We start from the raw sequence: 23,162 nt of genomic DNA, 5'->3' as shown, positions 1-23,162 counted from the left end.
GTGAGTAATGGCGGGCTGATTCAGTCCCGATACAGCCAGGGCTGTTAGGATCCGGATTGACTCTCCCCGTCATAAGCCCTCTAATTGACAGCCTGGATCCCCATGATCGCGCACCTTATGAAAATATTGTTGGTCGAAGACGACAAGCTGCTCAATCACCACCTCAGCACCCTGCTGACCGAAGCCCAGAATCAGGTACACAGCACCGACAGCGCCCAGGTGGCACTGCATTACGCCGCCGACTATCCCATCGACGTGGCCATCATCGATCTGGGCCTGCCGGACATGGACGGCCTGCAACTCATCCGCCAGCTGCGCGAGCAGCAGATCCCCTTCCCCATCATCGTATTGACCGCCCGCGGCAACTGGCAGGACAAGGTGGAAGGGCTGGAAGCCGGAGCGGACGACTACCTGGTCAAGCCGTTCCAGAAGGACGAACTGCTGGCCCGCCTCAACGCCCTGGTGCGCCGCAGCGCCGGCTTCATCTCCCCCAGGGTCAAGGCCGGCGACTACGAACTGGATCTCTCCCGCAAGGAGCTGACCATCGCCGGCACCCCGGTGGTGCTCACCAGCTTTGAATACCTGATCCTCGAATACCTGATGCGCAACGCCCGCCAGGTGGTCTCTAAGCAGCAACTGCTGGACCAGCTCTATGGCGATGGCGAGGGGGACCCCAACACCATCGAGGTGATGGTGAGCCGGCTGCGCAAGAAGCTGGATCCGGAGGGGACCATCCAGCCCATCTCCACCATCCGCCGCCAAGGTTACATCTTCAACCTGTCGTGCAACTGATGGACGTTCGTCTGCTGCGCCCCATGCGCTTCATCCGCCGCTCGCTGCACATCAAGCTGATGCTGAGCGCCATGCTGGTCATCGCGCTCATCATGGCCTTCTCGGTCTACATCCTCTATCTGGGTCACACCGAGGAGCAAGCCCAGAAGGCCAGCACCCGCATGCAGGAGAACCTCTCCAAGCTGTTCTCCTCCAAACTGCCGGACGCCCATGCCACCACGGATCTGGGCCGGATCACCCCGGATGCCGTCGACCCCAATCTGGATACCCTGATCTGCCGGGCCGATGGCCAGCTGAGCTGGTCCAGCATGCACATGCCGGAGGTGATCCAGGCCAGGGACACCATCTGCCAGGATCTGATGAAGTATCTGGGCGGGCTGGATCAGGACTACTTCTTCAAGCGTCACACCATCAAGAACGGCGAGAGCTACTTCATTTACAGCCTGCGCTTTTTGCGCAATCACGGCGACGGCCCCACCACCTATTACGTGGTGATGGTCGATTCGGCCAAGCGCTATCTGGCCCAGACCCGCGATTACCTCTACCAGTGCATCCGCCAGGCCCTGCTCGCCTACTCTCTGCTCGGCGCCCTGCTGCTGCTCACCAGCTTCTGGAGCCTGGGCTCCCTGCGCACCATGGCGCGCCAGATGGACGAGATCCGGGCCGGCAAGCGGGAGGCGCTCTCCAACGACTATGAGCGGGAGCTGACGCCGCTGACCGAGTCGGTCAACCAGCTGCTGGAGAACGAACGGCAGCAGACCCAGCGCTACCAGCACGCCCTGAACGATCTGGCCCACAGCCTGAAAACCCGGCTGGCGCTGATCCAGATGACGGCGCAGGAGGTCAAGCTGGGGCGCGACATCCACGACAACATCAATGAGCAGATCCTGACCATGGATCAGATCATCCAGTACCAGCTGCGCCGTGCCGTCACCGGCCGCAAGCGCCTCGCCAGCAAGGGTACCGAGCCGGTGCCCCTCATCGAGAAGCTGCTGGCCAGCCTCGCCAAGGTCTATCGCCACAAGAAGCTGCAGACCCGCTTCAAGTTCGATGACGACGTCTTCTTCGCCGGCGAGCAGGGGGACTTGATGGAGCTGATGGGCAACCTGCTCGACAACGCCTTCAAGTTCGCCATCAGCGAGATCAAGGTGACGGTGAGCCGCCGGCTCGACCGGCTGCGGATCGAGATCGAAGACGACGGCCCCGGCATCGACCCCGGCAAGTCGCAGCAAATCTTCCAGCGCGGGGTACGCGCCGACAGCTCCCCCGGCCAGGGCATCGGGCTGGCGGTGGTCACCGAAATCGTGCACAGCTACGGCGGCCAGATCATGGTGGATGAATCCCCGCTCGGAGGCGCCCGCTTCACCCTCGACCTGCCCTGAGCCCATCCCTACCCACTGCGCCTGCCACCCGGCAGGCGCAGTCCATTGCGGCGCAGGCCCATCCTTGTTGTAGATGACGACATCCCCATCCAGCCGGCAAAGCGCAGGCATAAAAAAACCGGCCGCGAGGGCCGGTGAAACAGTTCAGGCTTGTCAGGTGACAAACGCACCCAGCGGATGAAGACAAGTCCCAACTCCTTATGGAGCCCTGCCTTCTTGAGTACGTGTTGACACTCTACGCCATGGTCACTGAATCAAGGCTGAACCATGGCCGATCCGTCCCCCGGCAAGCCTCCTGCTTATAGCTTGATGCCGAGCGACTGGCGCAGATAGGCGCCGGCGCCGAGCAGACCCGGCCCCTCGTGGGTGATGAGGAAGACGGGGATATCCTTGAGGTAGGATTTGAAACGCCCCTTGTCTTCGAAGGCCACCCGAAAGCCCGAGCCGATGAAGAACTCCTGAAAGCGCGGCACTATGCCACCGGCGATGTAGACGCCGCCGAAGGTGCCCATGTTGAGCGCCAGGTTGCCGGCAAAGCGGCCCATCAGCACGCAGAACAGGCTCAAGGTACGGCGGCAGTCCAGGCACTCGCCCGCCAGCGCGCGCTCGGTGATATCCTTGGGTTCGAACGCCTGCGGCTCGCGGCCGTCGGATTTCACCAGCCCACGGTAGATGTTGACGAGGCCGGGGCCGGAGAGCAGCCGCTCGGCCGAGACGTGGCCCAGCTCGGCGCGCATCACCTGCAGCACCGCATCCTCTTCTTCGCTGTTGGCGGCAAAGTCCACGTGACCGCCCTCGCCCGGCAGGCTCAACCACTGCTCGCCGGTGTGCACCAGGTGGGCCACGCCAAGGCCTGTACCGGCCCCGTAGATGGCGATGGGCTTGCCAGCCACGGGCGCCGCGCCTCCCAGCTGGATGCAGTCAGCCGCGTCCAGCACCGGCACCGCCATGGAGACGGCGGTAAAATCGTTGATCACCTGCAACCGGCTCAGGCCCAGATTGGCCTGCATCTCGCTGATGGAAAACTCCCAGCTGTGGTTGGTCATGGCGACCCAGTCGCCGTTGATGGGGCAGGCGATGGCGATGCAGGCTTCGCCCACCTGCACCTTGTGTTCATCCAGATAGAGGCGAACCACGGCTTCCAGACTGGGATGGGCCAGCCCGGAATAGGTCTTGGCCTGGGAAATGGTGCCGGTTGCCAGCTCGCACAGGGCCAACCGGGCATTGGTGCCGCCTACGTCGCCGACCAGCGCATGGGTATGCTGCATAAAACAACTCCTTCGTTACTGGGGTCGGGGCGGCCGTTACCGTCCCGCACTTATTATTTGGTGCCAATTCTACCCGAGCCCCTCCCCTTGCGGCGCGTTTGATGGGTGCAACTGTGCGCCCGCTCACAGTGTTGTTGCTTTGCAACATTTGTAAGCGCTTTCACGGAATGACTGGAAGTTTGTAACCAAAACAACGAAATAATTAGACATGAGTCATACTTTGCAGGGCCGAGATTAGTTTCGATAAGAGCTTGTCTTGTATAGTCATCAAGTTGATTGGAAACCTGCTTAGCCATGAATTTAGTGCAAAGACACTGAAGCTAAATTACAAAAACGCCTGGTGGTGATGATGAATACCCTTGATAAAATTACTAATAATTTGGAAAGTTTCAGTAAATCAGAGCGTAAAGTCGCCGAGGTCATCCTGGCCTCCCCGCAGACGGCCATCCACTCCAGTATCGCCACCCTCGCCAAGATGGCTGACGTCAGCGAGCCGACCGTCAACCGTTTCTGCCGCCGTCTCGATACCAAAGGCTTTCCCGATTTCAAACTGCATCTGGCCCAGAGCCTGGCCAACGGTACGCCCTATGTGAACCGCCACGTGGAGGCGGAAGACGGGCCCGATACCTATACCGCCAAGATCTTCGAATCCACCATGGCCTGCCTCGATGCCGCCAAGAACAGCCTGGACATCTCCGCCATCAATCGCTGCGTCGATATCCTGACCCAGTCCAAGAAGATCAGCTTCTTTGGCCTCGGCGCCTCCTCCGCCGTCGCCCGCGATGCCCAGAACAAGTTCTTCCGCTTCAACATCCCGGTGGTGAGCTTCGATGACATCGTCATGATGCGCATGAGCTGCATCAACAGCAGCGAAGGGGACGTGGTGGTGCTCATCTCCCACACCGGCCGCACCAAGGCGCTGGTGGAGATTGCCGCGCTGGCCCGCGAGAACGACGCCACCGTCATCGGCATGACCGCCAAGGACTCCCCGCTGGCGCGCGAGTGCAACCTGGTGCTCTCCATGGACGTGCCGGAAGACACCGACGTCTACATGCCGATGGCATCGCGCATCGCCCAGCTCGCCCTGGTGGACGTGCTGGCGACCGGTTTCACCCTGCGCCGCGGCATGAAATTTCGCGAAAACCTGAAGAAAGTCAAAGAAGGTTTGCGCGAATCCCGCTTTGATACACCCCACTCTTCGTAAGCAGCGGGGGCCTCGGCCCCCGGCTGTCTCTGCCACCTTCCTTGGTGTAGTATTGTAATTTAGTAACAAAAGCCACCCAGATGGCTTGCAAGCGGGTGCAATGGGTCATGCGCTTGACGGGGCAGTATCTCAAGTCATATCAACTTCAAAACTGGAGTCTTTCATGCCAAGACGTACAAAGATTGTAACCACACTCGGTCCGGCCACCGATCGCGAAGGGATCCTCGAGGGGATCATCCGTGCCGGTGCCGACATGGTGCGGATGAACTTCTCCCACGGCACTGCTGAAGACCACATCCTGCGCGCCAACCAGGTGCGTGACATCGCCGCCAAGCTGGGTCGTCACGTCGCCATCATGGGCGACCTGCAGGGCCCCAAGATCCGTGTTTCCACCTTCAAGGACGGCAAGATCTATCTGGCCGTCGGCGACAAGTTCATCCTCGATGCCGCCCTCGGCAAGGGTGAAGGCTGCCAGGAGCAGGTCGGCATCGACTACAAGAGCCTGCCGGGCGACGTGATCGCCGGCGACATCCTGCTGCTGGACGACGGTCGCGTGCAGTTGAAGGTGGAGCAGGTCGAAGGCACCCGCATCCACACTACTGTCACCGTGGCCGGTCCGCTCTCCAACAACAAGGGCATCAACAAGAAGGGTGGCGGCCTCTCCGCCCCGGCCCTGACCGAGAAGGACAAGGAAGACATCAAGACCGCCGCCCGCATGAACGTGGACTACCTGGCCGTCTCCTTCCCCCGTTGCGGCGATGACCTGCGCTACGCCCGCGAGCTGGCCCGCGAAGCCGGCTCCAACGCCAAGATCGTGGCCAAGGTCGAGCGCGCCGAAACCGTCGCCACCGACGAGGCGATGGAAGACATCATCCTCGGCTCCGATGCCGTCATGGTGGCGCGTGGTGATCTGGGCGTCGAAATCGGCGATCCCGAGCTGGTCGGCGTGCAGAAAAAACTCATTCGCCACTCCCGCCGCCTGAACCGCGTGGTCATCACCGCCACCCAGATGATGGAGTCGATGATCAACGCGCCGCTGCCGACCCGTGCCGAAGTGATGGACGTGGCCAACGCCGTGCTGGACGGTACCGATGCGGTGATGCTCTCCGCCGAGACCGCCGCCGGCCAGTTCCCCATCGAGACCGTCACCTCCATGGCCAGCGTCTGCGTCGGTGCCGAGAAGCATCCGAGCCTGAACGTCTCCAACCACCGCATGAGCTACACCTTCACTTCGGTGGAAGAGGCCGTCGCCATGTCCACCATGTATGCGGCCAACCACCTGGAAGGGGTCAAGGCGATCGTGGCGCTGACCGAATCGGGCACCACCCCGCTGCTGATGTCCCGCATCAGCTCCGGCCTGCCGATCTTCGCCATGTCACCGCACAACAAGACCCTGGCCTGGACCAACCTCTACCGCGGTGTCACCCCTGTGCTGTTCGACGGCGACGAGACCAAGCCGGTCTACGAGGTGTGCCGCGACGCGCTGGACGTGCTCAAGGCCAAGGGGCTGCTGCAAAGCGGCGACATGGTGTTGCTGACCCACGGCGACAAGATGGAAACCGTCGGCAGTACCAACACCTGCAAGGTGATGATGGTCGAGTAATCGCCCTTCACCGGCACCAAAAACGGCTCCCGCGGGAGCCGTTTTTTTATGGCGAAACCGCCGCCTCAGCCGCGAAACAGTTCGACCTTGTCGCCGTCCTGCAGGCTGCCGGCGCCACGCACCACCACCCTGTCACCCTGCTTGAGCGCTCCGCTCACCGCCACCTGCCGGCTGTCGCCAAACAGCACGGTCACCGGCACCCGGTTCACCGTCAGCTCCTCGCCGCGCTGCTCCACCTGATAGACCACGCTCCCCTCGGTGTTGAGTACCAGGGCATCGCGCGGCAGCAGCATGGTCTGCTGCTCCGCCAGCGGCAGCGCCACCCGCACCGGCGAACCGATGATGAAGCGGCCCGCTTCGGGCTTGAGGCGCAGCTCGATGAGGCGCGACTTGGGATCGGCACTCGCCGCCCGCTGGTAATAGACACCGTGGCCGCTGAGCTGCTCCCCTTCCACCCGCAGCCGGGTCTGGGGCGCCAGCTGACCGGCCCAGACGATGGGGGCCTGCAGCCGGATGTCGGGCTGATCGGGATTGACCAGCTCCAGCGCCTGCTCGCCGGCATCCACGTGCTCCCCCGGCTGAATGAAGTGGTTGTTCACCACCCCGTCGAACGGCGCGAAGATGTGGCTTCTGCGCAGTTGCTCCTCAATCTGGCGCACCTGTACCCGCGCCAGCCGCTCGGCCAGTTCAGCCTGCTCCACGTCGTAGCGCGCCTTGTCATACTGGCTCTGGGAGGTGCTCTTCTGGCGGTGCAGCGTCGCCAGCCGGCCAAACTCGGCGCGGGCGAAGCGCACGTTGCTCTCCCACTTGGCCTGCTCGGCCTGGGCCTGCTCCAGCGAGAGCCGCAGCGCCGCACTGTCGAGGCGCAGCAGCTCATCCCCCTTGCTGACCCGGCTGCCGAACTCGGCGATCCACTCCACCCGGCCGCTCACCTCGGCGCTGAGCGCCGCCTGCTGGCGGCTCGCCACCGTGCCGCTGACCCAGATGCTGGCCGCCGCCTCCCCCCGGGTCACGTCCGCCAGGGTCACCATCTTGCCCTGGGCCAACGCGGGGAGCACGCTACCCGCCAGCAGCGCCGCGCCCACTACCATCCTTGTATAACCGTGTGTCATCGATGAGCTCCTTGCTCAGGCCCGCTGGCGCAGGGCGAGCGGTGATTCGACCCGCTCTCCCAGTCGCAGGAAAGCGGGCAACAGGATCAGGGTAAACAGGGTGCTGCAACTCATGCCGCCGACGATGACGGTGGCCAGCCCCCGGTAAATTTCACTGCCCTCGCTCGGGCTCAGCATCAGCGGCAGCATGCCGAAGATGCTGGTGAGGCTGGTCATGGCGATGGGCCGCATCCGGCTTTGCAGGGCATCGGCCACCGCCAGCTGGCGGCTCATCCCCTCCCGCTCCGCGGTGCGGGTCTGATGCACCAGCAGGATGGCGTTGTTGACCACCAACCCCAGCAAAATGACGAAGCCGATGATGGTCAAGAGATCCATCGGCAGCGGCACCAGCAGGCCGCTCAGGTGCAGCGCCAGCACGCCGCCGACGGTGGCAAGCGGCAGGGTCAGCAGCACCAGCACGGCATCCTTGAGGGAGGCAAAGACCCCCCACAACAGGATCAGCAGGATCATCACGGCAAACAGGAAGATGGCCCCCAAGTTGCCGAGCGCCTGCTGCAGGCTGTCGGCATTGCCGGAGACCCGCAGCTCGCCGCCGGCGGGCAGCAGTGGTCGGATGGCGGCAAAGCTTTTGCTCTGCAGGGTATCGAGTACCTGTTCCATGCTCATCCCCGCCGGGGGCGAGATCTGCAGGCTGATGCTGCGCCGGCCGTCGGCCCGAAAGATGCTGGCCGGCCCCATGTCGTGCTCCACCCGCAGCAGCTCGCCGAGCGGCACGATGCGCCCGGACGGGGTCGCCAGCGGCACCGCCTTGAGCTCGTCCGGGTTGGCCGAGGTCTGCCCCATCAGCATGATGTCGAGCCGCTCCTCCCCGTCGAAATATTCACCGACCCGCAGCCCGTCGCCGAAGGTCTGGATGATGGCGGGCATGGGCGTGCGATCCCAACCCACCTCGGCCAGACGCCTGTCCTGCGGCACCAGCCGCAGCTCGGGGGCGGTGAAATCGAGATCCGGCTGCGGCCTCACCTGGGCGCCCGGCAGATCCTGTTTGACGATGGCCATGGCGGCCCGCGCCGCCTGGTAGAGTTCGGCCAGATCGCCCCCCTGCAGCAGCAGGGAGATCCCGTTCTCGCTGTCAAAGCCGCCGAACAGCGACCCCTGGCCGCCAAACACCTGGGTGTCGGGGATCCCCACCAGCAGCTGCTTCATCAACAGCTGCTCCAGCACCTTGATCTGATCCTCCTCTTTCGGCCGTACCCCGATCTGGGCGCCGCCCGGATAGCGCAGGATGTAGTAGTTCTTGAGGGCCGGCTCCCGCTCCCCCTTCATGTAGGGGGCGAGGCGAGCGATCAGGGTGTCGATCACCTCCTCCCGCTGGGCCTGCAGGTTGAAGCCCGGGGTGAAGTTCATCCAGACATCCACCGCATCGCGCTTCACGTCCGGCAGATAGTCCATCTTCGGCAACAGGGCCCAGGTGGCCAGCGCCGGCAGGCTCATCATCAGGGTGATGACGGTCCAGCGCTGGCGGGAGGTGCCGGTCCAGCGGATCACCCGTCGGGTGGTGCCCTGCCACAGCCCCTCATAGGGATCGATCAGCCGCTCACGTCCCATCCAGCGCGCCGCCACTGCCGGCAGCACGGTCACCGCCACCAGCATGGAGACGGTCACCGCGCAGGCGATGGTGAGCGCCAGATCGGCAAACAGCTGCCCCTCCACGTCGTTGAGCAGCAGCACCGGCAGGAAGATGGCGACCGTGGTCAGGGTGGAGGCCACCAGCGCGGTCCACACCCGGCTGGTGCCTTCCAGCGCCGCCTCCGCCTTGCTCAGATCCCCTCGCTCGTGGCGCCGGTAGATGCTCTCCAGCACCACGATGGCGGCATCGAGCACCATGCCCACCGCAAAGGCGATTCCCGCCAGCGAGATGACGTTGAGGGTCCGCCCCAGCACCTTGAGCAGGCAGAAGGTGAGCATGATGCTGATGGGAATGGCGATCGCGATCATCAGGGTCGCCTTGAGCTGGCGCAGAAAGACCCAGAGGATGGCGCAGGAGAGCAGCACGCCGAGCCCCAGGTTGGCAGTCACCATGCCCACCGCCCGGTTGATGTAGAGGGAGGCGTCAAACGACTGCTCCATGTGCAGGCCGACCGGCTCCAGCATCTCGCGGTTGAGCTCGCCCACCTTGAGCTTGATGGCCTCCAGCGCCGCCAGGGCGTTGGCGCCGCTCTCCTTGAAGATCTGGGCCGCGATGGCGGTGTTGCCGTTCTGGATGCGCAGCACTGGGTTCTCCTCCCGGGCCAGCTGGATCTCCGCCACGTCCCGCAGATAGATGGGCAGGCCGTCGCGCCAGTCCACTACCTTGTCTCCCAGGGTCACCACGTCGTAGCGACCGGCAAAGCGCAGCTTGTATTCCCAGCGGCCAATGTCGAGGGTGCCGGCGGAGACGTCCCAGCCGGTGCTGGCCCGGCTGGCCAATACCGGGATCTCCACCCCCAGCTCGGCGGCGCGGTAAGGGTCGAAACGGATCTGGATCTGGCGCTCGTTGATCCCCTCGATGTCGACCGTCGACACCCCGGGGATCCGCTCCAGCTCCGGCTTGACCCGCGCCTCGATCAGCGCCTGATGATCGTCGATCTGCCCCTTGGCACCGGGCAGCTGCTGGATGAAGAAGAAGGTGAGGGTGTCGTTGCTGCTGTAGTTGTTGACATAGGGGCCGCCAATCTTGTCCGGCAGGCCGGAGACCCGGTTCAGGCGGGAGATGACGTCGAGCTGGGCCCGCTGCATGTCGGTGCCGAGGGCAAACTCCAGGTCGATTTCGGTGAAGCCGGGGAAGCTGTTGCTGGTGAGGTTCTTGAGCCCCTGCACCCCCTGCATCTCCTGCTCGATGGGGTCGGTTATCTCCGACTCCATCTCCTGGGGCGAGGCCGAGCGCCAGTCCACCGAGATGTTGAGGTGCGGGCGATCGATGTCGGGAAACAGCTGGATCGGCAGCCCCCGGATGCTGAGCAGGCCCAGCAGAAAAATCAGCACGATCGAGACCGCCACCCAGATGGGGCGTTCGATCGCCGTTTTGGCGAGATTCATTCACTCTTCCTGAGTTTGTTGTTGTCGGCCATTCCGCTGGCCTTGCTTCCTGCCCCAAGGGTGAGGGGCCATTGCATTAAACTGGAATTAATCGAGGTTGTAAATGCAGGGTTAACAAACAAAAAAACCGGCCATGATGGCCGGTTTCAGGTTCAGGAGTGAGTGCTCTCTCAGGCGGCGTGCACCACCGGATTTTGCTGGGATAACCCCTCCAGCTCACCCGGGGCGAAGTTGTCCACCTGGATCGCCTCGTAGCGCAGGGCATCGGCGGCCAGCAGCTTGTCCGCCTCGTCCTTGCTCAGGATGGATTGGGACAGGGCAGCGGCAACCAGCTCCGGCAGCGCCAGCTTACGGGGCAGTTTGCCCTCTTTCTGGGCCTGCACCAGCTTCTTCTCGTAGGGCTGCACCGAGACCATGGCCTGGAAGGCGCGCTCCATCAGGCCGACCGGATCCGCCTCGTCCTTGCCGACGTAGCACAGCGCCGTCAGACGGTCACGGAACTCGCCCGGCTTCATCATGGCCAGACAGATGGCGTGGCAACGATCGTCGGCCGGCATCTGGTAACCGACACCAAACGGGAATACCACCCGCTTGAGTACGGCCCCCACCACCTTGTTCGGGAAGTTCTGGAAGAAGCCCTCGAACGCCTTGCCAATCAGGTAGAGGTTGCGCTCCACCGCGTACTGCACGAACGGCAGATCGGAGACCATGCGGCCCTGATCCTCGTAGTGCTTGAGGGTGGCGGAGGCCAGGTAGAGGTGGCTCAGCACGTCACCCAGACGGGCGGAGATCATCTCCTTGCGCTTGAGATCGCCACCCAGCATCAGCATGGAGACGTCGGCGCACAGCGCCAGCCCTTTACTCATGCGAGAGAGCTGCTTGTAGTAGCGGGCGGTTTCACCGGCCACCGGCGCGCTGTTGAACTGGCCCAGGGTCAGCCCCTGGAACAGGGAACCGAAGAAGTTGCCGGCGCCGAAGGCGATGTGCTTCAGCAGCAGGGCGTCAAACTTCTCGAGACCGCGCTCCACATCGGTATCGGCCGCCGCTTCCAGCTCGGCAAACACGTACGGGTGGCAGCGGGTGGCACCCTGCCCAAAGATCATCAGGTTGCGGGTCAGGATGTTGGCCCCTTCCACCGTGATGGCCACCGGAATGCCCATGTAGGCGTAGCCAGTGTAGTTTTTCGGGCCCAGCTGGATGGCACGACCGGCGTGGATGTCCATGGAGTCATCCATGATCTGGCGCGCCATCTCGGTCATGTGATACTTGGAGATCGCGGTAACGATGGCCGGAGCCTGACCCAAGTCCAGGGAGCCGGCGGTCATGCGACGGGCCCCTTCCAGCTGATAGGTGAGGCCGCCGATACGGGCCAGCGCTTCCTGCACCCCTTCAAACTTGCCGATGGACATGCCGAACTGCTTGCGCACGTAGGAGTAGGCGCCCACGGTGCGGCTCGCCATGTGACCACAGGCGGTACCCAGAGCAGGCAGCGAGATGCCGCGACCGGCGGAGAGGCACTCCACCAGCATGCGCCAGCCGCGGCCGGCGTAATCCGGGCCACCGATGATCCAGTCGAGTGGAATGAACACATCCTTGCCGAAAGTCGGGCCGTTCAGGAACGCCAGCCCCATGGGGTAGTGGCGATCGCCGACGCGCACGCCAGGGTGGCTGGTGGGGATGAGCGCGCAGGTGATGCCGAGCTCTTCCTTGTCACCCAGCAGTTTTTCCGGGTCATAGAGTTTGAACGCCAGCCCCAGCACGGTGGCACGAGGGGCCAGGGTGATGTAGCGCTTGTTCCAGTTGAGGCGAATACCCAGCACCTCTTCACCCTTGTGCATCCCCTTGCAGACGATCCCCTTGTCAGGGATGGCGCCAGCATCGGAGCCCGCTTCCGGCCCGGTCAGGGCGAAGCAGGGCACCTCTTTGCCATTGGCCAGCCCCGGCAGCCAAAAATCTTTCTGGGCTTGGGTGCCGTAGTGCATCAGTAGCTCGCCCGGGCCAAGAGAGTTCGGCACCATGACGGTGACCGCCACGCTCAGGCTCTTGGTGGCGATGCGGGTGACGATGGTAGAGTTGGCAATCGCCGAGAATTCACGGCCGCCGTAGGATTTCGGGATGATCAGGGAGAAGAAACCTTCCTTCTTCAGATAGTCCCAAACCGGCTCCGGCAGGTCTTTGGTTTCATTGACGATCTTGAAGTCGTCGACCATGGCGAGCAGGGTTTCGACCTGGTTGTCGATGAAGGCCTGCTCCTCGGCGGTCAGCTCGGCTTTACCGTAGCCGTGCAGTTTTTTCCAGTCGGGGTTGCCGCGAAACAGCTCCCCATCCCACCAGACGGAGCCGGCTTCCATGGCCTCCCGCTCGGTGGCCGACAAGGGCGGCAGTATCTTCTTGAAGATGCCGAACACCGGGCGGGTGACCACCTTTTTACGGATGGAGGGCACGCCGAGCACAACGGCTATCGCCAGCACCAGCAGGATAAGCAATGTGATCATACTCAAGTTCCTTCTATTTCACTGTTTCCGTTGATTTATTGTTGGTTGTTACACGGCCAGGGAGAGCCTGGTCGACTCCACGGGCGCCCCGACACCGGACGCCAGATAAGGAATGACGTTGCGTACCAGCCCCTCCACATCGAGCTGCTGGCCGAAATCGGCCTGGGCGATGTCGCGCAGCGCATCGGCCGAGGCCATGGTGAACACGACGGTGCCCAGGGTGAAGTGCAGCCGCCAGAACAGATCCGCCGGCGACAAGGCCGGGTTGGCCTTGGAGATGGCCTGGGTGATCCGCTGCAAAATGGGGCCGTAGTGGGCAGTGATGAAGCGGCGCAGGTGGCCCTGGCTGTCGATGTAGCCACGCCCCAGCAGCTGCATGAAGATGGCCGGGCCGTTGGTGCGCACCGCCACCAGCTTCATCAGGGGATCGACGAAGCTCTCGAACACCTGCAGCAGGGTCAGCTGCTCCTGCGCCATCAGGGTATGCAGGCGTGCATCCAGCTCGGGCATGAACAGGCTCAGATAGCGATCGAGCACCGCCTGGATCAGCTCCTTCTTGGAGCCGAAGTGGTAGTTCACCGACGCCAGATTGACATCGGCCTCGCTGGTGATCAGACGCAAAGAGGTATCGGCGAACCCCCGTTCGGCAAACAACACCTCAGCGGCATCGAGAATGCGGTTTTTGGTATCGATTTTACTCACAGGACACCTCACTTAAACGAATGTTTAAAAAGTACGTTTCACAACCTTTTGTGTCAAGAGAATGTGAACGGGTGTTAGTGAAATGTTTTTGTTGAAAATGGGGAACAAGGCGGGAACTTCACGGACGAATCGGACTCTATATCTATGCCACTGCAATTAAACATTAAGTCTCGCCCAACCTGCTTCATGCTAGTTGGGCATTTTTTTGCCCGGTAACCACGCTGCGCGCTGGCAAACAGGCAAAAAAAACCGTCGCAGGGCGCGACGGCGGGGAAATGAGGTTGCACCATCCTGATCCAACCCATCGATGCGAGTTCAGGCTTTCATCGATGACGCCATCATGACCGCCAAGCGTGTTCAAACTTTGTCATCCAGCCCCCAATTTGTGACAAAGTATGACAAGCCACGACATGGTCTCGACCCGCCGCCTTTGCTATGCTGGCGCCTCACGCCAGAGGGGAAGATAAGATGAAGTACACGGTCGATACCCACACCCACACCGTCGCCAGCACCCACGCCTACAGCACCATCCACGACTACCTGCCCATCGCCAAGGCAAAGGGGATCAAGCTGTTCGCCACCACGGATCATGGCCCCGACATGGCCGATGCCCCCCACTTCTGGCACTTCGTCAATCTGCACGTGTTGCCACGGGTGGTCGACGGGGTCGGCATCCTGCGCGGCATCGAAGCCAACATCAAGAACATCGACGGCGAGATCGACTTCCCCGAGCGCTACGAGTCGCGGCTCGACATGATCATGGCGGGCTTTCACGAGCCGGTGTTCCCCCCCTGTGACCAGGCCACCCACACCCAGGCCATGATCAACGCCATCAAGAGCGGCCGGGTCGACATGATAAGCCACCCTGGCAATCCCGCCTTCCCCATCGACATCCAGGCCGTGGTCAAGGCGGCGGCAGAGTATCGGGTGGCGCTGGAACTCAACAACTCCTCCTTCAGCCACTCCCGCCCAGGCAGTGAAGGCAACTGCCGCGCCATCGTCGAGGCAGCACGGGACATGGGTGCCTACCTCACCTTCGGCTCCGACTCCCACGTGGCCTTCAGCCTCGGGGATTTCGAGCACTGCCACCGACTGGTGACCGAGGCCGGCTTCCCAGCAGAGCGGATCCTGGCACGCTCCCCCCGTGCGCTGCTCGATTTTCTCGAAAGCCGCGGCCGGGCCCATATTCCGGAGTTCGCCGACCTCTGACATTGACCGTAACTCCATGAGCTCACTCATAAAACTGAGTGCAGCTCATTGACTTGCCCCATTGTTTTCGGGAATCTAGTGGCACGCCGGTATAGCTCAGTTGGTAGAGCAGCGCATTCGTAATGCGAAGGTCGGGGGTTCGACTCCTCTTACCGGCACCAGTCACGCAATCAACAACGCCGCATCTCTTATGCGGCGTTGTTGTTTATAGGATGTGCGGGCTCTGCTGCATTGGGCTGGCAGGCTTGAACCGGCTCACGCCTGCAAACCTCTCAGCTCATAGCAGCAACAGATTGTCCTGCCGATTGGAAGCAGTCACCAGCACCGGGATGGACTTGGAGGTCGGCGTAAACGAGCCCGCCCCTATGCTGTCGATGGGGACCAGTGGGTTGGTTTCCGGATAGTAGGCCGCGATGTTGCCACGCGGGATCTCGTAGATCACCACCACAAAACCCGTCACGCTACGCTCGCGCCCGTCGTTGCAGATGGCCGCCATGTCGACCCGATCCCCTTCGGCAAAGCCAAGCTGACGGGCATCCGCCTCATTCATGAACACCACGTTGCGCTGGCCCTTGATGCCGCGATAACGGTCATCCATGCCGTAGATGGTGGTGTTGTACTGATCGTGAGAGCGCAGGCTCTGTAGCAGCAGTACCGGCTGATCCGCCATCTGCTCGGCATGGCGGGTACACTCCGGCAGCACTGATTGCGGTAGGGTGCTGGCACGAAACTCAGCGCAGCCGCTGGCAGTATTCCAGGTCAGCAGCGCCGCGGAGTTATCGAGATGAAAACCGCACGGCTGCTGGATGCGGGCATTGAAATCGGCAAAACCGGCGATAGTCTGCTCGATAAGATCGCGGATAAGCGCGTAGTCATCGCGCAGGGCGAGCCAGTCGACCCGCTCGCTACCCACGGTAGCGTGAGCCATCCGCGCCACTATATCAGTCTCGGAGAAGCAGAGCGCCGAGACCGGCTCGGCCGCACCGGTCGAGGCGTGTACCATGCTGAAGGTGTCCTCCACCGTGATCTTCTGGTTGCCGCTGCGCTGGATATCGAGCTCGGTACGGCCGAGGCAGGGCAGGATCAGCGCCGCCTTGCCTACCTGCAGGTGGCTGCGGTTGAGCTTGGTGCTGATCTGCACGTTGAGTTCGGCCTTTTTCATCGCCCCGTAGGTGAAGCCGGTATCGGGCGCCGCTGCCGCCAGGTTGCCGCCCAGGCAGATGAGCACCTTGCTCTTGCCTTCGTCCAGCGCCTTGAGCGCCTCGTAAACGTTGTGGCCACGGGCCCGCGGCAGGCTCACCTGCAGGTGACGCTCGAGCCGGTCGATAAAGGCGGCGGTCGGCTTTTCGTTGATCCCCATGGTGCGGTTGCCCTGCACGTTGCTGTGGCCCCGTACCGGACAGAGCCCCGCCCCCGGCTTGCCAATCTGACCGCGCATCAGATGCAGGTTGACGATTTCGCGGATGGTATCGACCGAGTGCAGATGCTGGGTCACCCCCATAGCCCAGCAACTGATAATGCGCTGGCTGGCGGCAAAGACCTTGGCTGCCTGCACGATATCGGCGCGAGTCAGGCCGGACTGCTGCTCGATTGCCGCCCAGTCGGTGGCACGCACCTGCGCCTCATACTCATCAAAATGGCGGGTGTGGCGGGCGATGAAGTCGCGATCCACCACCTGTGGCGCCTCTTCCAGGATGTACTTGGCCATGCCGCGGATGGCGGCCATGTCACCCCCCAGTTTCGGCGTCAGGTATTGGTGGCTGATGGTGGTGGCAGCCGGGGTCAGCAGCTCGAGCGGGCTCTGCGGGCTGGCAAAACGCTCCAGCGCTACCTCTTTCAAGTTGTTGAAGCTGACGATCTTGCAGCCGCCACGCGCCGCCTGGCGCAGGGCATTCATCATGCGCGGATGGTTGGTACCCGGATTCTGGCCATAGACGAACACCGCATCGGCCTGATCGAAGTCACCCAGCACCACAGTCCCCTTGCCGATGCCGACCGACTGGATCAGCGCCACCCCGCTCGCCTCGTGGCACATGTTGGAGCAGTCGGGGAAGTTGTTGGTACCAAACAGGCGGCCAAACAGCTGATAAAGATAAGAAGCTTCGTTGCTGGCACGCCCCGAGGTGTAGAACTCCACCTCGTCCGGGCTATTCAGCCCCTTGAGGGTGTCCGCGATCAGGGCAAAGGCATCGTCCCAGCTTGTTGGCTCGTAGTGATCGGTCGCCGGGTTGTAGCACATCGGCTCGGTCAGCCGCCCCTGATACTCGAGCCAGTAGTCGCTCTGGGTCGCCAGCTGGCGTACCGAGTGGGCGGCGAAAAACTCGGCCCCCACCGTCTTGCCGGTGGATTCCCAGGCCACCGCCTTGGCGCCGTTTTCACAAAACTGGAAGGTGCCGTGGTCGTTGTCACCCCAGGCGCAGCCCGGGCAGTCGAAGCCATCGGTCTGGTTGACCCGCAGCAGGTTCTTGATGTTCTGACGGGTCTTCTGGCTGCGCAGCACCTGTTTCATGGTGGATTGCAGGGACGAAAAACCGCCGGCTTTGGCGGGCTTTTCAATATGACTCATGGCACTCTCCGATGGGATCCGCCGGACGATAGCTGGAGTAGCTGACCGGGGCATCAAACTTGGGAATATGAACGACGTTGAGGTTGTATTTGAGGGCCAGCCTGACCGCCAGCTGACTGGGCGATGCCAGACAGATGAGGTGACGGGCACCGAAACGGGCGGCTTTTTGCACCAGCTCGCTGCCGCAGCGGCTGGTCACCACCAGGGTGTCACACGCACTGTGCCCGCGCAGCAGCAGGCCGATCAGCTTGTCGAGGGCATTGTGGCGCCCGATATCTTCCCGGCAGTGCAGGATCCGGCCCTCGGCATCCAGCGCCAGCGCCGCATGCAGGGCACCGTGTTGCTGTCCCTTGAGCTGCCACTGGGCGATCTGAGGGCGCAGCCCTGCCAGCAAGGCCCCATCCAGCGGCGGCGTCAGTGGCAACACCGGCAATGCGGGCAGCGCCTGCTCCACCGCCGCCACGCCGCAGATGCCGCAGCCGGTCACCCCGGTCAGCCGGCGCTTGTGTTCGGCCAGAGCGGCCATAGAGCGGTTGGCAATGGTCACATCCAGCACAATACCCTGTTCGGCTGGCGCGACCTGGATGTCGTGGACTTCGTGGTTATGCCGGATGATCCCCTCACCAAACAGAAAGCCGACGGCAAAGTCGTCGAGATCGTCCGGGGTCGCCATCATCACCGCATGGTTGATGCCATTGATGTTGATGGCGACGGCTACCTCTTCCACCAGATGATCCAGTGACGGCAAGTTGGCGGGGGTTGCGACGGGAGAATGGGCAGGCATGCAGGTTGGCCTAAAAATGCAAACTGCATTCAAGTTTAGAGAGGCGGCAGACGCAAAACCAATGAAATAAATCTATATGGCAATAGAGTTGTTCTATTGACGACGTTTTTTCAATTGATTAATTTTTAGGTTCATCCTCGCCTCCCGAATGATCATGAACATCAAGCAGCTGCACTATTTCCACGAACTGGCCAAACATCAGCATTTTGCCAGGGCGGCCAAGGCCTGCCACATCACCCAGCCGACCCTCTCAGCCAGCATCACGGCACTGGAGAAAAACCTCGGCACCGATCTGGTGGTGCGTACCAGCCAGTTCGTCGCCCTCACCGAAGCGGGCGAGCTGGTGCGCCAGTATGCCGAGCGGATGCTGCTGGAGCAGGAGGCGCTCAAGCAGGAGCTGGCACTGTTTCATGGCGAGCTCTCCGGCACCTTGCGCATCGGCATCGTGCCCCAGTCCAATGTCGACATCATGCCGCTCATCGCCCGCTGCAAGCAGCGCTACCCGGACATCGTCATCCGTCTCTCGGTGCTCAGCAACGAAGCCCTGCTGTCACAGCTGGAGCTGCACCAGTGCGATATCGGGCTGGGGTTTGATGAGCCGCTCACCGGTGCCGCCAGACAGACTTTCCACCTCTATCCCCAGGGCAACAACCAGATGGCGGTGCTGATGAACCGCGACGAGGCGGATCAGAGCCTCCCCGGCGATAAGCTGACCCTGACCGCACTGCAGCAGCGGCCGCTGGTACTGCCCAGCCGCACCATGCAGTTTCGCAAGTATCTGGACCGCGCCGCCGAGCGGGCCGGCATCCGGCTTGACGTGGTGCTGGAAACCGACTCCCTGTTTCATCTGGTGAGCGCCGTGCGCCACCGGCTGGGCTGGGCCATCGTCAGTGCCGGCCTCGCCCGATCCGCCAGCAAGCTCTCGGATCTGGTCTGCCTGCCACTGGCGCCGCAACGCGACATCGGCCACACCGCCTTCATCACCCGCCAGCACAGCATCACCCCCGCCATGCGCGCCTTCCTCGAGCTGGTGCGAGAGGCAGATGCCCCTCTTGAAAAATAAGGTGACGCCAACAAACACACTGCTTTTTTATATTTCCGCCATGGCCAAAGGTGGCATAAATATATACCTTACCACTGAAAACAATCGCGCCATGGTTAAATAGAAGAGATGAGCACTCAGGAAAATGATTGCTGCAATGAGGTAAACAAATGACAACTTAATCCCTATCTAGACTCCTTAAAATAGTTATTCCTCATTGAAAATGACTTTAACCAGGAGATAAAAACGTCGTGTTCAATACACAAGTAGAGTTCTCAAACAAATCCAATTAAAATATTTAAAGCGACGCTTTCATCTTTATTTCAAGGTTATTTGTGAAGCACCACACAATAACGACTTTTCCTCCCGCGTCCCATTTCCTCATATTGATGGCGATCAAGAATGATCATACCGTCTGGTCGGTATGATTGGGCCATGAACATAGAAACCCAACATAGAAAAAAAGACCCTGTACGTCTTTATCGACAACTGCTGGAGTCGGCCGCCACCATCGCCGGCCGGGATGGTATCGCCGCCCTGTCGTTGAACGCCGTTGCCTATGAGGCCGGGGTGAGCAAGGGGGGCTTGCTGCACCACTTCCCCAACAAGCAGGCGCTGATCTTTGCCCTGTTTGCGCGTCTGCTGGCCATCATGGAAGAGGCCATCTCAGCACTGATGGCGGCAGACAAGACCGCCTACGGCCGCTTTACCCGTGCTTACCTGCACTATCTCTCTGCTCCTGAATTGACGGACACCCAGGAGAGCCGCCAGCTGATGGTGCTCTCGCTGGCCATGCCAGATGAGCCGGTGCTGCGGCAATGCTGGCGTGACTGGATGCTGGCGCATCTGGCGCAAGGGGATGAACTGGATAATGGCCATACCGGCACCCTGGTACGTTATGCCGCAGACGGCATCTGGCTATCGGAATTGACCGAGGGGCGCACCATGAGCACCGAGCACCGTCAGGCGCTGGTCAAGACCCTGCATAATATGACGCTCCCCACGTGAAGCTGATGGATTGAGGCCGAGATGCGCTACCACATCAATGCCCGCTTCATTTATGACGCGACCGATGGTTCCCTGACTCAGCGGGAAAGCGTTGAGCCGGACAGCCAATTATCCATCACCGCCAATGCGCTGTTTTATTTTTTCTTGCGAAATACCGGGATAGTCAGCCGCGAGGAAGTGCTTAAAAAAGTCTGGGACGATAACGGATTAACCTCATCGAACAGTAACCTCAACCAATACCTGAGCATATTGCGCAAAGCTTTTCGCCACTACGATATCGACAATATCATCATCACGGTGTCGCGCGGTTATTTGCAGCTCAATCCCGAGGTCATTATCGAGCCTATTGAGCATGTGCCTGCACCATCCATTGAAATAGTGCCTTCGCCCTCCACGGTGGCCGCCGCCGAGCCGGCATTCGACCCTGCCGAATGGCCACTTCCCCTCACCCCCCGTTCACGCGGCATCTGCTGGTACATCGCGGGGGGCTGCATGCTCGCGTTTGCCCTCATGCTGCTGGCATTCGGTCTCTTGAATGGCCGTGAGCCGCGCCCCGTCACCCTGACCGGGATCCCCAACAGCCAGTGCGAATTGCTGGCCAGCGACGAGATGCTGCGCTCGGTCAGCGCCACGACCTACGGTGAGCATTTCGAGCAGGTGCGCCAGCGCTTGAACATCAGTTGCAAACCCGGTGAGCGTTTTTTGTTTTTCTACGGGGACAGACTGGAAACCAACGGCCTGGGCCGGGTATTTCTGGCCCACTGCGCCATGCACGAAGACAACCCGTTCAGCTATTGCGACAACTATTTCTACTACTCCTGGAAGCCGTGATGATACTTGCGCCGCGTCCCTTCTTTCTCTTCTCCTGCACCCTGTTCCTCGCCGCGGCACTCTATGCCTGCTACCAGCTGCCCAGCGAAAATGATGGTGTCATGAGCTGCGCCACCAAAGGCATCATGCGCTTTGAGGACATGAACAAAGAGAACGTCAACGGCAACATCCACTTCAATTTCGGCCGCCAGGGGAAAGGCTCCATGGTGGTTGAAGGCTATACCGATTCGGCCGCAGGCTGGCTCTACCTCCAGCGCTACGTCACGTTTACCTATAGCAGCAACCGGGTCTCCGCCACCGAGCGTCAGTACCGCATCAACAAATGGGATGCGAGCGCCTCCTCCATCGATCAATCGCCGGACGTGATCTTCGACTACTTCATGCGCGAGATGTCCGACAGTCACGATGGGCTGTTTCTGAGCGCCCAGCGGCTCAATCAGCAGGCCATACTGCTGAGCTCCATCAACTCGCCGCTCTGGATCTGCACCCTCAAATCCGGCAGCGAACTGAACTAGTCCCGGCAATACGGCAGATGCCCCGACCCAAGCGCCGATGACGCACACATATCGCCCTGCCCCCACAACCTGACCCGTGCAAGCCCCTGATGACTCAGCCCTGATTCGGCCTGCCCCCCCCCTTCCCCCGACTGCACATCCGTGCCGACAAGACGCCCCTTGCGCATCACCAGGCAAGACCGGCACCCGCTACTTTTCCAGCCCGACCCATCCACTCTCGCACCGGCACCCACATGACGCGCGCCCCGCTCTCAATGCCACCTCTCCCCGTCTGACCCGCCCTCACCGCCCTTATCTCGCCTTCCCGTCACACCCGGCTCACTTTTTACATTTAGCCTCGCCGGCAAAACATGAGCTCCGCCACAGTTAGCAGCCGGCCAAATTACCTCTCGGCCCCCATTGCCCAACAACTCATTAACATCGACCAACGATCTTTTCCCGGGCCTGAATTCGGCCTTATGCAAGGCGAAAACAGCCTCGTGGTCGCAGCATAGATAGATAAATACGGCTTATAAAAATCATAAATACAGAACAACAAACTAAATATCTCAATTTTACAGATTCAAATTCCACAAATGCCGCCAGTACCTATAGTGGCGATTGAACGCCGCAACCGTGGCTCAACGCCGTGACACGGACGGAGTTCCTTAACCACACCACACAATCTGTTCTGAGGAGATCACCATGGGTGATGCATTGGGGCTTATCGAAACCAAAGGTCTGGTGGCCTGCATTGAAGCCGCGGATGCCATGTGCAAATCCGCCAACGTGGAGCTGATCAGCTATGAAAACATCGGCTCTGGCCTGGTCACCGTCATGGTGAAGGGGGATGTCGGCGCGGTGAAAGCGGCGGTGGATTCCGGCGTGGAGTCGGCACAGCGCATCGGTGAAGTGGTGACCTCGCTGGTCATCGCCCGTCCGCACAACGACATCAACAAAATCGTCATTAAACACAAGGCTTGAGGCCGGGAGATCGCAAATGGGTGATGCATTGGGTTTGATTGAAACCAAGGGCCTGGTGGCCTGCATTGAAGCGGCGGATGCCATGTGCAAAGCCGCCAACGTCGAGCTGATCGGCTATGAGAACGTCGGCTCTGGCCTGGTCACCGCCATGGTGAAAGGCGACGTAGGGGCCGTGAAAGCCGCGGTGGACTCCGGCGTGGAATCCGCACAGCGCATCGGTGAAGTGGTGACCTCGCTGGTCATCGCCCGTCCGCACAACGACATCAGCAAGATTGTCGCCCACTACAAAATTGCCGAATAACGGGAGAGAACATGATGAAAGAAGCGCTTGGTCTGATTGAGACCAAAGGCCTGGTGGCCTGCATCGAAGCGGCAGATGCCATGTGCAAGGCCGCCAACGTCGAGCTGATCGGCTATGAGAACGTCGGCTCTGGCCTGGTCACCGCCATGGTGAAAGGCGACGTCGGCGCGGTCAATGCGGCGGTGGATTCCGGTGTGGAAGCGGCGAAACGCATTGGCGAAGTGGTTACCTCTCGCGTCATCGCACGCCCGCACAACGACATCGAAAAAATCGCGGCGCAGCACAAGGCATGACCTGAGAGGGCACG

The 23,162-nt window shown here is 61.4% G+C and carries 19 protein-coding genes and 1 tRNA gene; 13 read left to right on the top strand and 7 right to left on the bottom strand.

Annotation, left to right across the window (positions count from 1 at the left end; translation table 11 throughout):
• Positions 1-117: 117 nt before the first annotated feature.
• Together AHA_RS06810 and AHA_RS06805 are read left to right on the top strand one after the other, a co-directional pair.
• Complete coding sequence (locus AHA_RS06810) at positions 118-792, top strand: response regulator (protein WP_016350040.1); 675 nt, start codon at positions 118-120, stop codon at positions 790-792.
• Positions 792-2,174: an ATP-binding protein gene (locus tag AHA_RS06805; RefSeq protein ID WP_016350039.1), complete on the top strand. Its 1,383-nt coding sequence runs from the start codon at positions 792-794 to the stop codon at positions 2,172-2,174. The genes AHA_RS06810 and AHA_RS06805 overlap by 1 nt, the downstream gene beginning before the upstream one ends.
• A gap of 299 nt (positions 2,175-2,473) precedes the next feature.
• Here the strand turns inward: AHA_RS06805 and glk are convergent, their stop codons facing one another.
• Complete coding sequence (gene glk, locus AHA_RS06800) at positions 2,474-3,442, bottom strand: glucokinase (protein ID WP_011705258.1); 969 nt, start codon at positions 3,440-3,442, stop codon at positions 2,474-2,476.
• 349 nt (positions 3,443-3,791) lie between these two features.
• On the opposite strand from glk, the gene AHA_RS06795 reads away from it, so the two are divergent.
• Entirely contained in the window at positions 3,792-4,646 is an 855-nt protein-coding gene (locus tag AHA_RS06795) for a MurR/RpiR family transcriptional regulator (RefSeq protein WP_005298732.1), read from the top strand.
• Between the two features lie 163 nt (positions 4,647-4,809).
• Positions 4,810-6,249, top strand: a complete 1,440-nt coding sequence (pyk, locus tag AHA_RS06790; RefSeq protein ID WP_011705256.1) for a pyruvate kinase — start codon at positions 4,810-4,812, stop codon at positions 6,247-6,249.
• Positions 6,250-6,314: 65 nt separating this feature from the next.
• On the opposite strand, the gene AHA_RS06785 is transcribed toward pyk, so the two are convergent.
• The 4 genes from AHA_RS06785 to AHA_RS06770 form a co-directional block, all read right to left on the bottom strand.
• On the bottom strand, positions 6,315-7,361 hold the full coding sequence (locus tag AHA_RS06785; protein WP_011705255.1) for an efflux RND transporter periplasmic adaptor subunit: 1,047 nt from the start codon (positions 7,359-7,361) through the stop codon (positions 6,315-6,317).
• Positions 7,362-7,376: 15 nt separating this feature from the next.
• Positions 7,377-10,439 carry an efflux RND transporter permease subunit gene (locus AHA_RS06780; protein ID WP_011705254.1) on the bottom strand — a complete coding sequence of 1,021 codons (3,063 nt, stop codon included), beginning with the start codon at positions 10,437-10,439 and terminating at the stop codon, positions 7,377-7,379.
• A 170-nt stretch (positions 10,440-10,609) separates the two neighbouring features.
• Positions 10,610-12,934 carry an acyl-CoA dehydrogenase gene (locus AHA_RS06775; RefSeq protein ID WP_011705253.1) on the bottom strand — a complete coding sequence of 775 codons (2,325 nt, stop codon included), beginning with the start codon at positions 12,932-12,934 and terminating at the stop codon, positions 10,610-10,612.
• A 48-nt stretch (positions 12,935-12,982) separates the two neighbouring features.
• A complete protein-coding gene (locus AHA_RS06770) occupies positions 12,983-13,636 on the bottom strand; it encodes a TetR/AcrR family transcriptional regulator (protein ID WP_011705252.1) in 654 nt (217 codons plus the stop codon).
• Positions 13,637-14,104: 468 nt separating this feature from the next.
• Between AHA_RS06770 and AHA_RS06765 the strand changes: the two genes are divergently transcribed.
• Together AHA_RS06765 and AHA_RS06760 are read left to right on the top strand one after the other, a co-directional pair.
• Positions 14,105-14,845: a phosphatase gene (locus AHA_RS06765; protein WP_011705251.1), complete on the top strand. Its 741-nt coding sequence runs from the start codon at positions 14,105-14,107 to the stop codon at positions 14,843-14,845.
• 85 nt (positions 14,846-14,930) lie between these two features.
• Positions 14,931-15,006, top strand: a tRNA-Thr gene (locus AHA_RS06760).
• Positions 15,007-15,122: 116 nt separating this feature from the next.
• On the opposite strand, the gene AHA_RS06755 is transcribed toward AHA_RS06760, so the two are convergent.
• A complete protein-coding gene (locus AHA_RS06755) occupies positions 15,123-17,411 on the bottom strand; it encodes an FdhF/YdeP family oxidoreductase (protein WP_011705250.1) in 2,289 nt (762 codons plus the stop codon).
• Complete coding sequence (fdhD, locus tag AHA_RS06750) at positions 17,398-18,195, bottom strand: formate dehydrogenase accessory sulfurtransferase FdhD (protein WP_164927582.1); 798 nt, start codon at positions 18,193-18,195, stop codon at positions 17,398-17,400. Before fdhD ends, AHA_RS06755 begins: the two co-directional genes overlap by 14 nt.
• A 148-nt stretch (positions 18,196-18,343) precedes the next feature.
• On the opposite strand from fdhD, the gene AHA_RS06745 reads away from it, so the two are divergent.
• The 7 genes from AHA_RS06745 to AHA_RS06715 all read left to right on the top strand — a co-directional run bounded on the left by AHA_RS06745 (position 18,344) and on the right by AHA_RS06715 (position 23,148).
• Complete coding sequence (locus AHA_RS06745; RefSeq protein ID WP_011705248.1) at positions 18,344-19,258, top strand: LysR family transcriptional regulator; 915 nt, start codon at positions 18,344-18,346, stop codon at positions 19,256-19,258.
• A gap of 414 nt (positions 19,259-19,672) precedes the next feature.
• The gene (locus AHA_RS06740) at positions 19,673-20,245 is read left to right on the top strand and encodes a TetR/AcrR family transcriptional regulator (RefSeq protein WP_017408463.1); all 573 of its coding nucleotides are present in this window, start codon (positions 19,673-19,675) and stop codon (positions 20,243-20,245) included.
• Between the two features lie 21 nt (positions 20,246-20,266).
• Positions 20,267-21,076 (top strand): winged helix-turn-helix domain-containing protein, encoded by an 810-nt coding sequence (locus AHA_RS06735; RefSeq protein WP_011705246.1) that lies wholly within the window; start codon positions 20,267-20,269, stop codon positions 21,074-21,076.
• Complete coding sequence (locus AHA_RS06730; RefSeq protein ID WP_164927581.1) at positions 21,076-21,591, top strand: FidL-like protein; 516 nt, start codon at positions 21,076-21,078, stop codon at positions 21,589-21,591. Before AHA_RS06735 ends, AHA_RS06730 begins: the two co-directional genes overlap by 1 nt.
• Before the next feature lie 684 nt (positions 21,592-22,275).
• The gene (locus tag AHA_RS06725; protein WP_010634659.1) at positions 22,276-22,554 is read left to right on the top strand and encodes a BMC domain-containing protein; all 279 of its coding nucleotides are present in this window, start codon (positions 22,276-22,278) and stop codon (positions 22,552-22,554) included.
• A gap of 16 nt (positions 22,555-22,570) precedes the next feature.
• Positions 22,571-22,855: a BMC domain-containing protein gene (locus AHA_RS06720; RefSeq protein WP_011705244.1), complete on the top strand. Its 285-nt coding sequence runs from the start codon at positions 22,571-22,573 to the stop codon at positions 22,853-22,855.
• Between the two features lie 11 nt (positions 22,856-22,866).
• On the top strand, positions 22,867-23,148 hold the full coding sequence (locus AHA_RS06715; protein WP_017408466.1) for a BMC domain-containing protein: 282 nt from the start codon (positions 22,867-22,869) through the stop codon (positions 23,146-23,148).
• The last annotated feature ends 14 nt before the right edge of the window (positions 23,149-23,162 follow it).

Source organism: Aeromonas hydrophila subsp. hydrophila ATCC 7966 (assembly GCF_000014805.1).
GTDB classification, from domain to species: domain Bacteria; phylum Pseudomonadota; class Gammaproteobacteria; order Enterobacterales; family Aeromonadaceae; genus Aeromonas; species Aeromonas hydrophila.
This window is presented reverse-complemented; position numbering and strand designations above follow the sequence as displayed.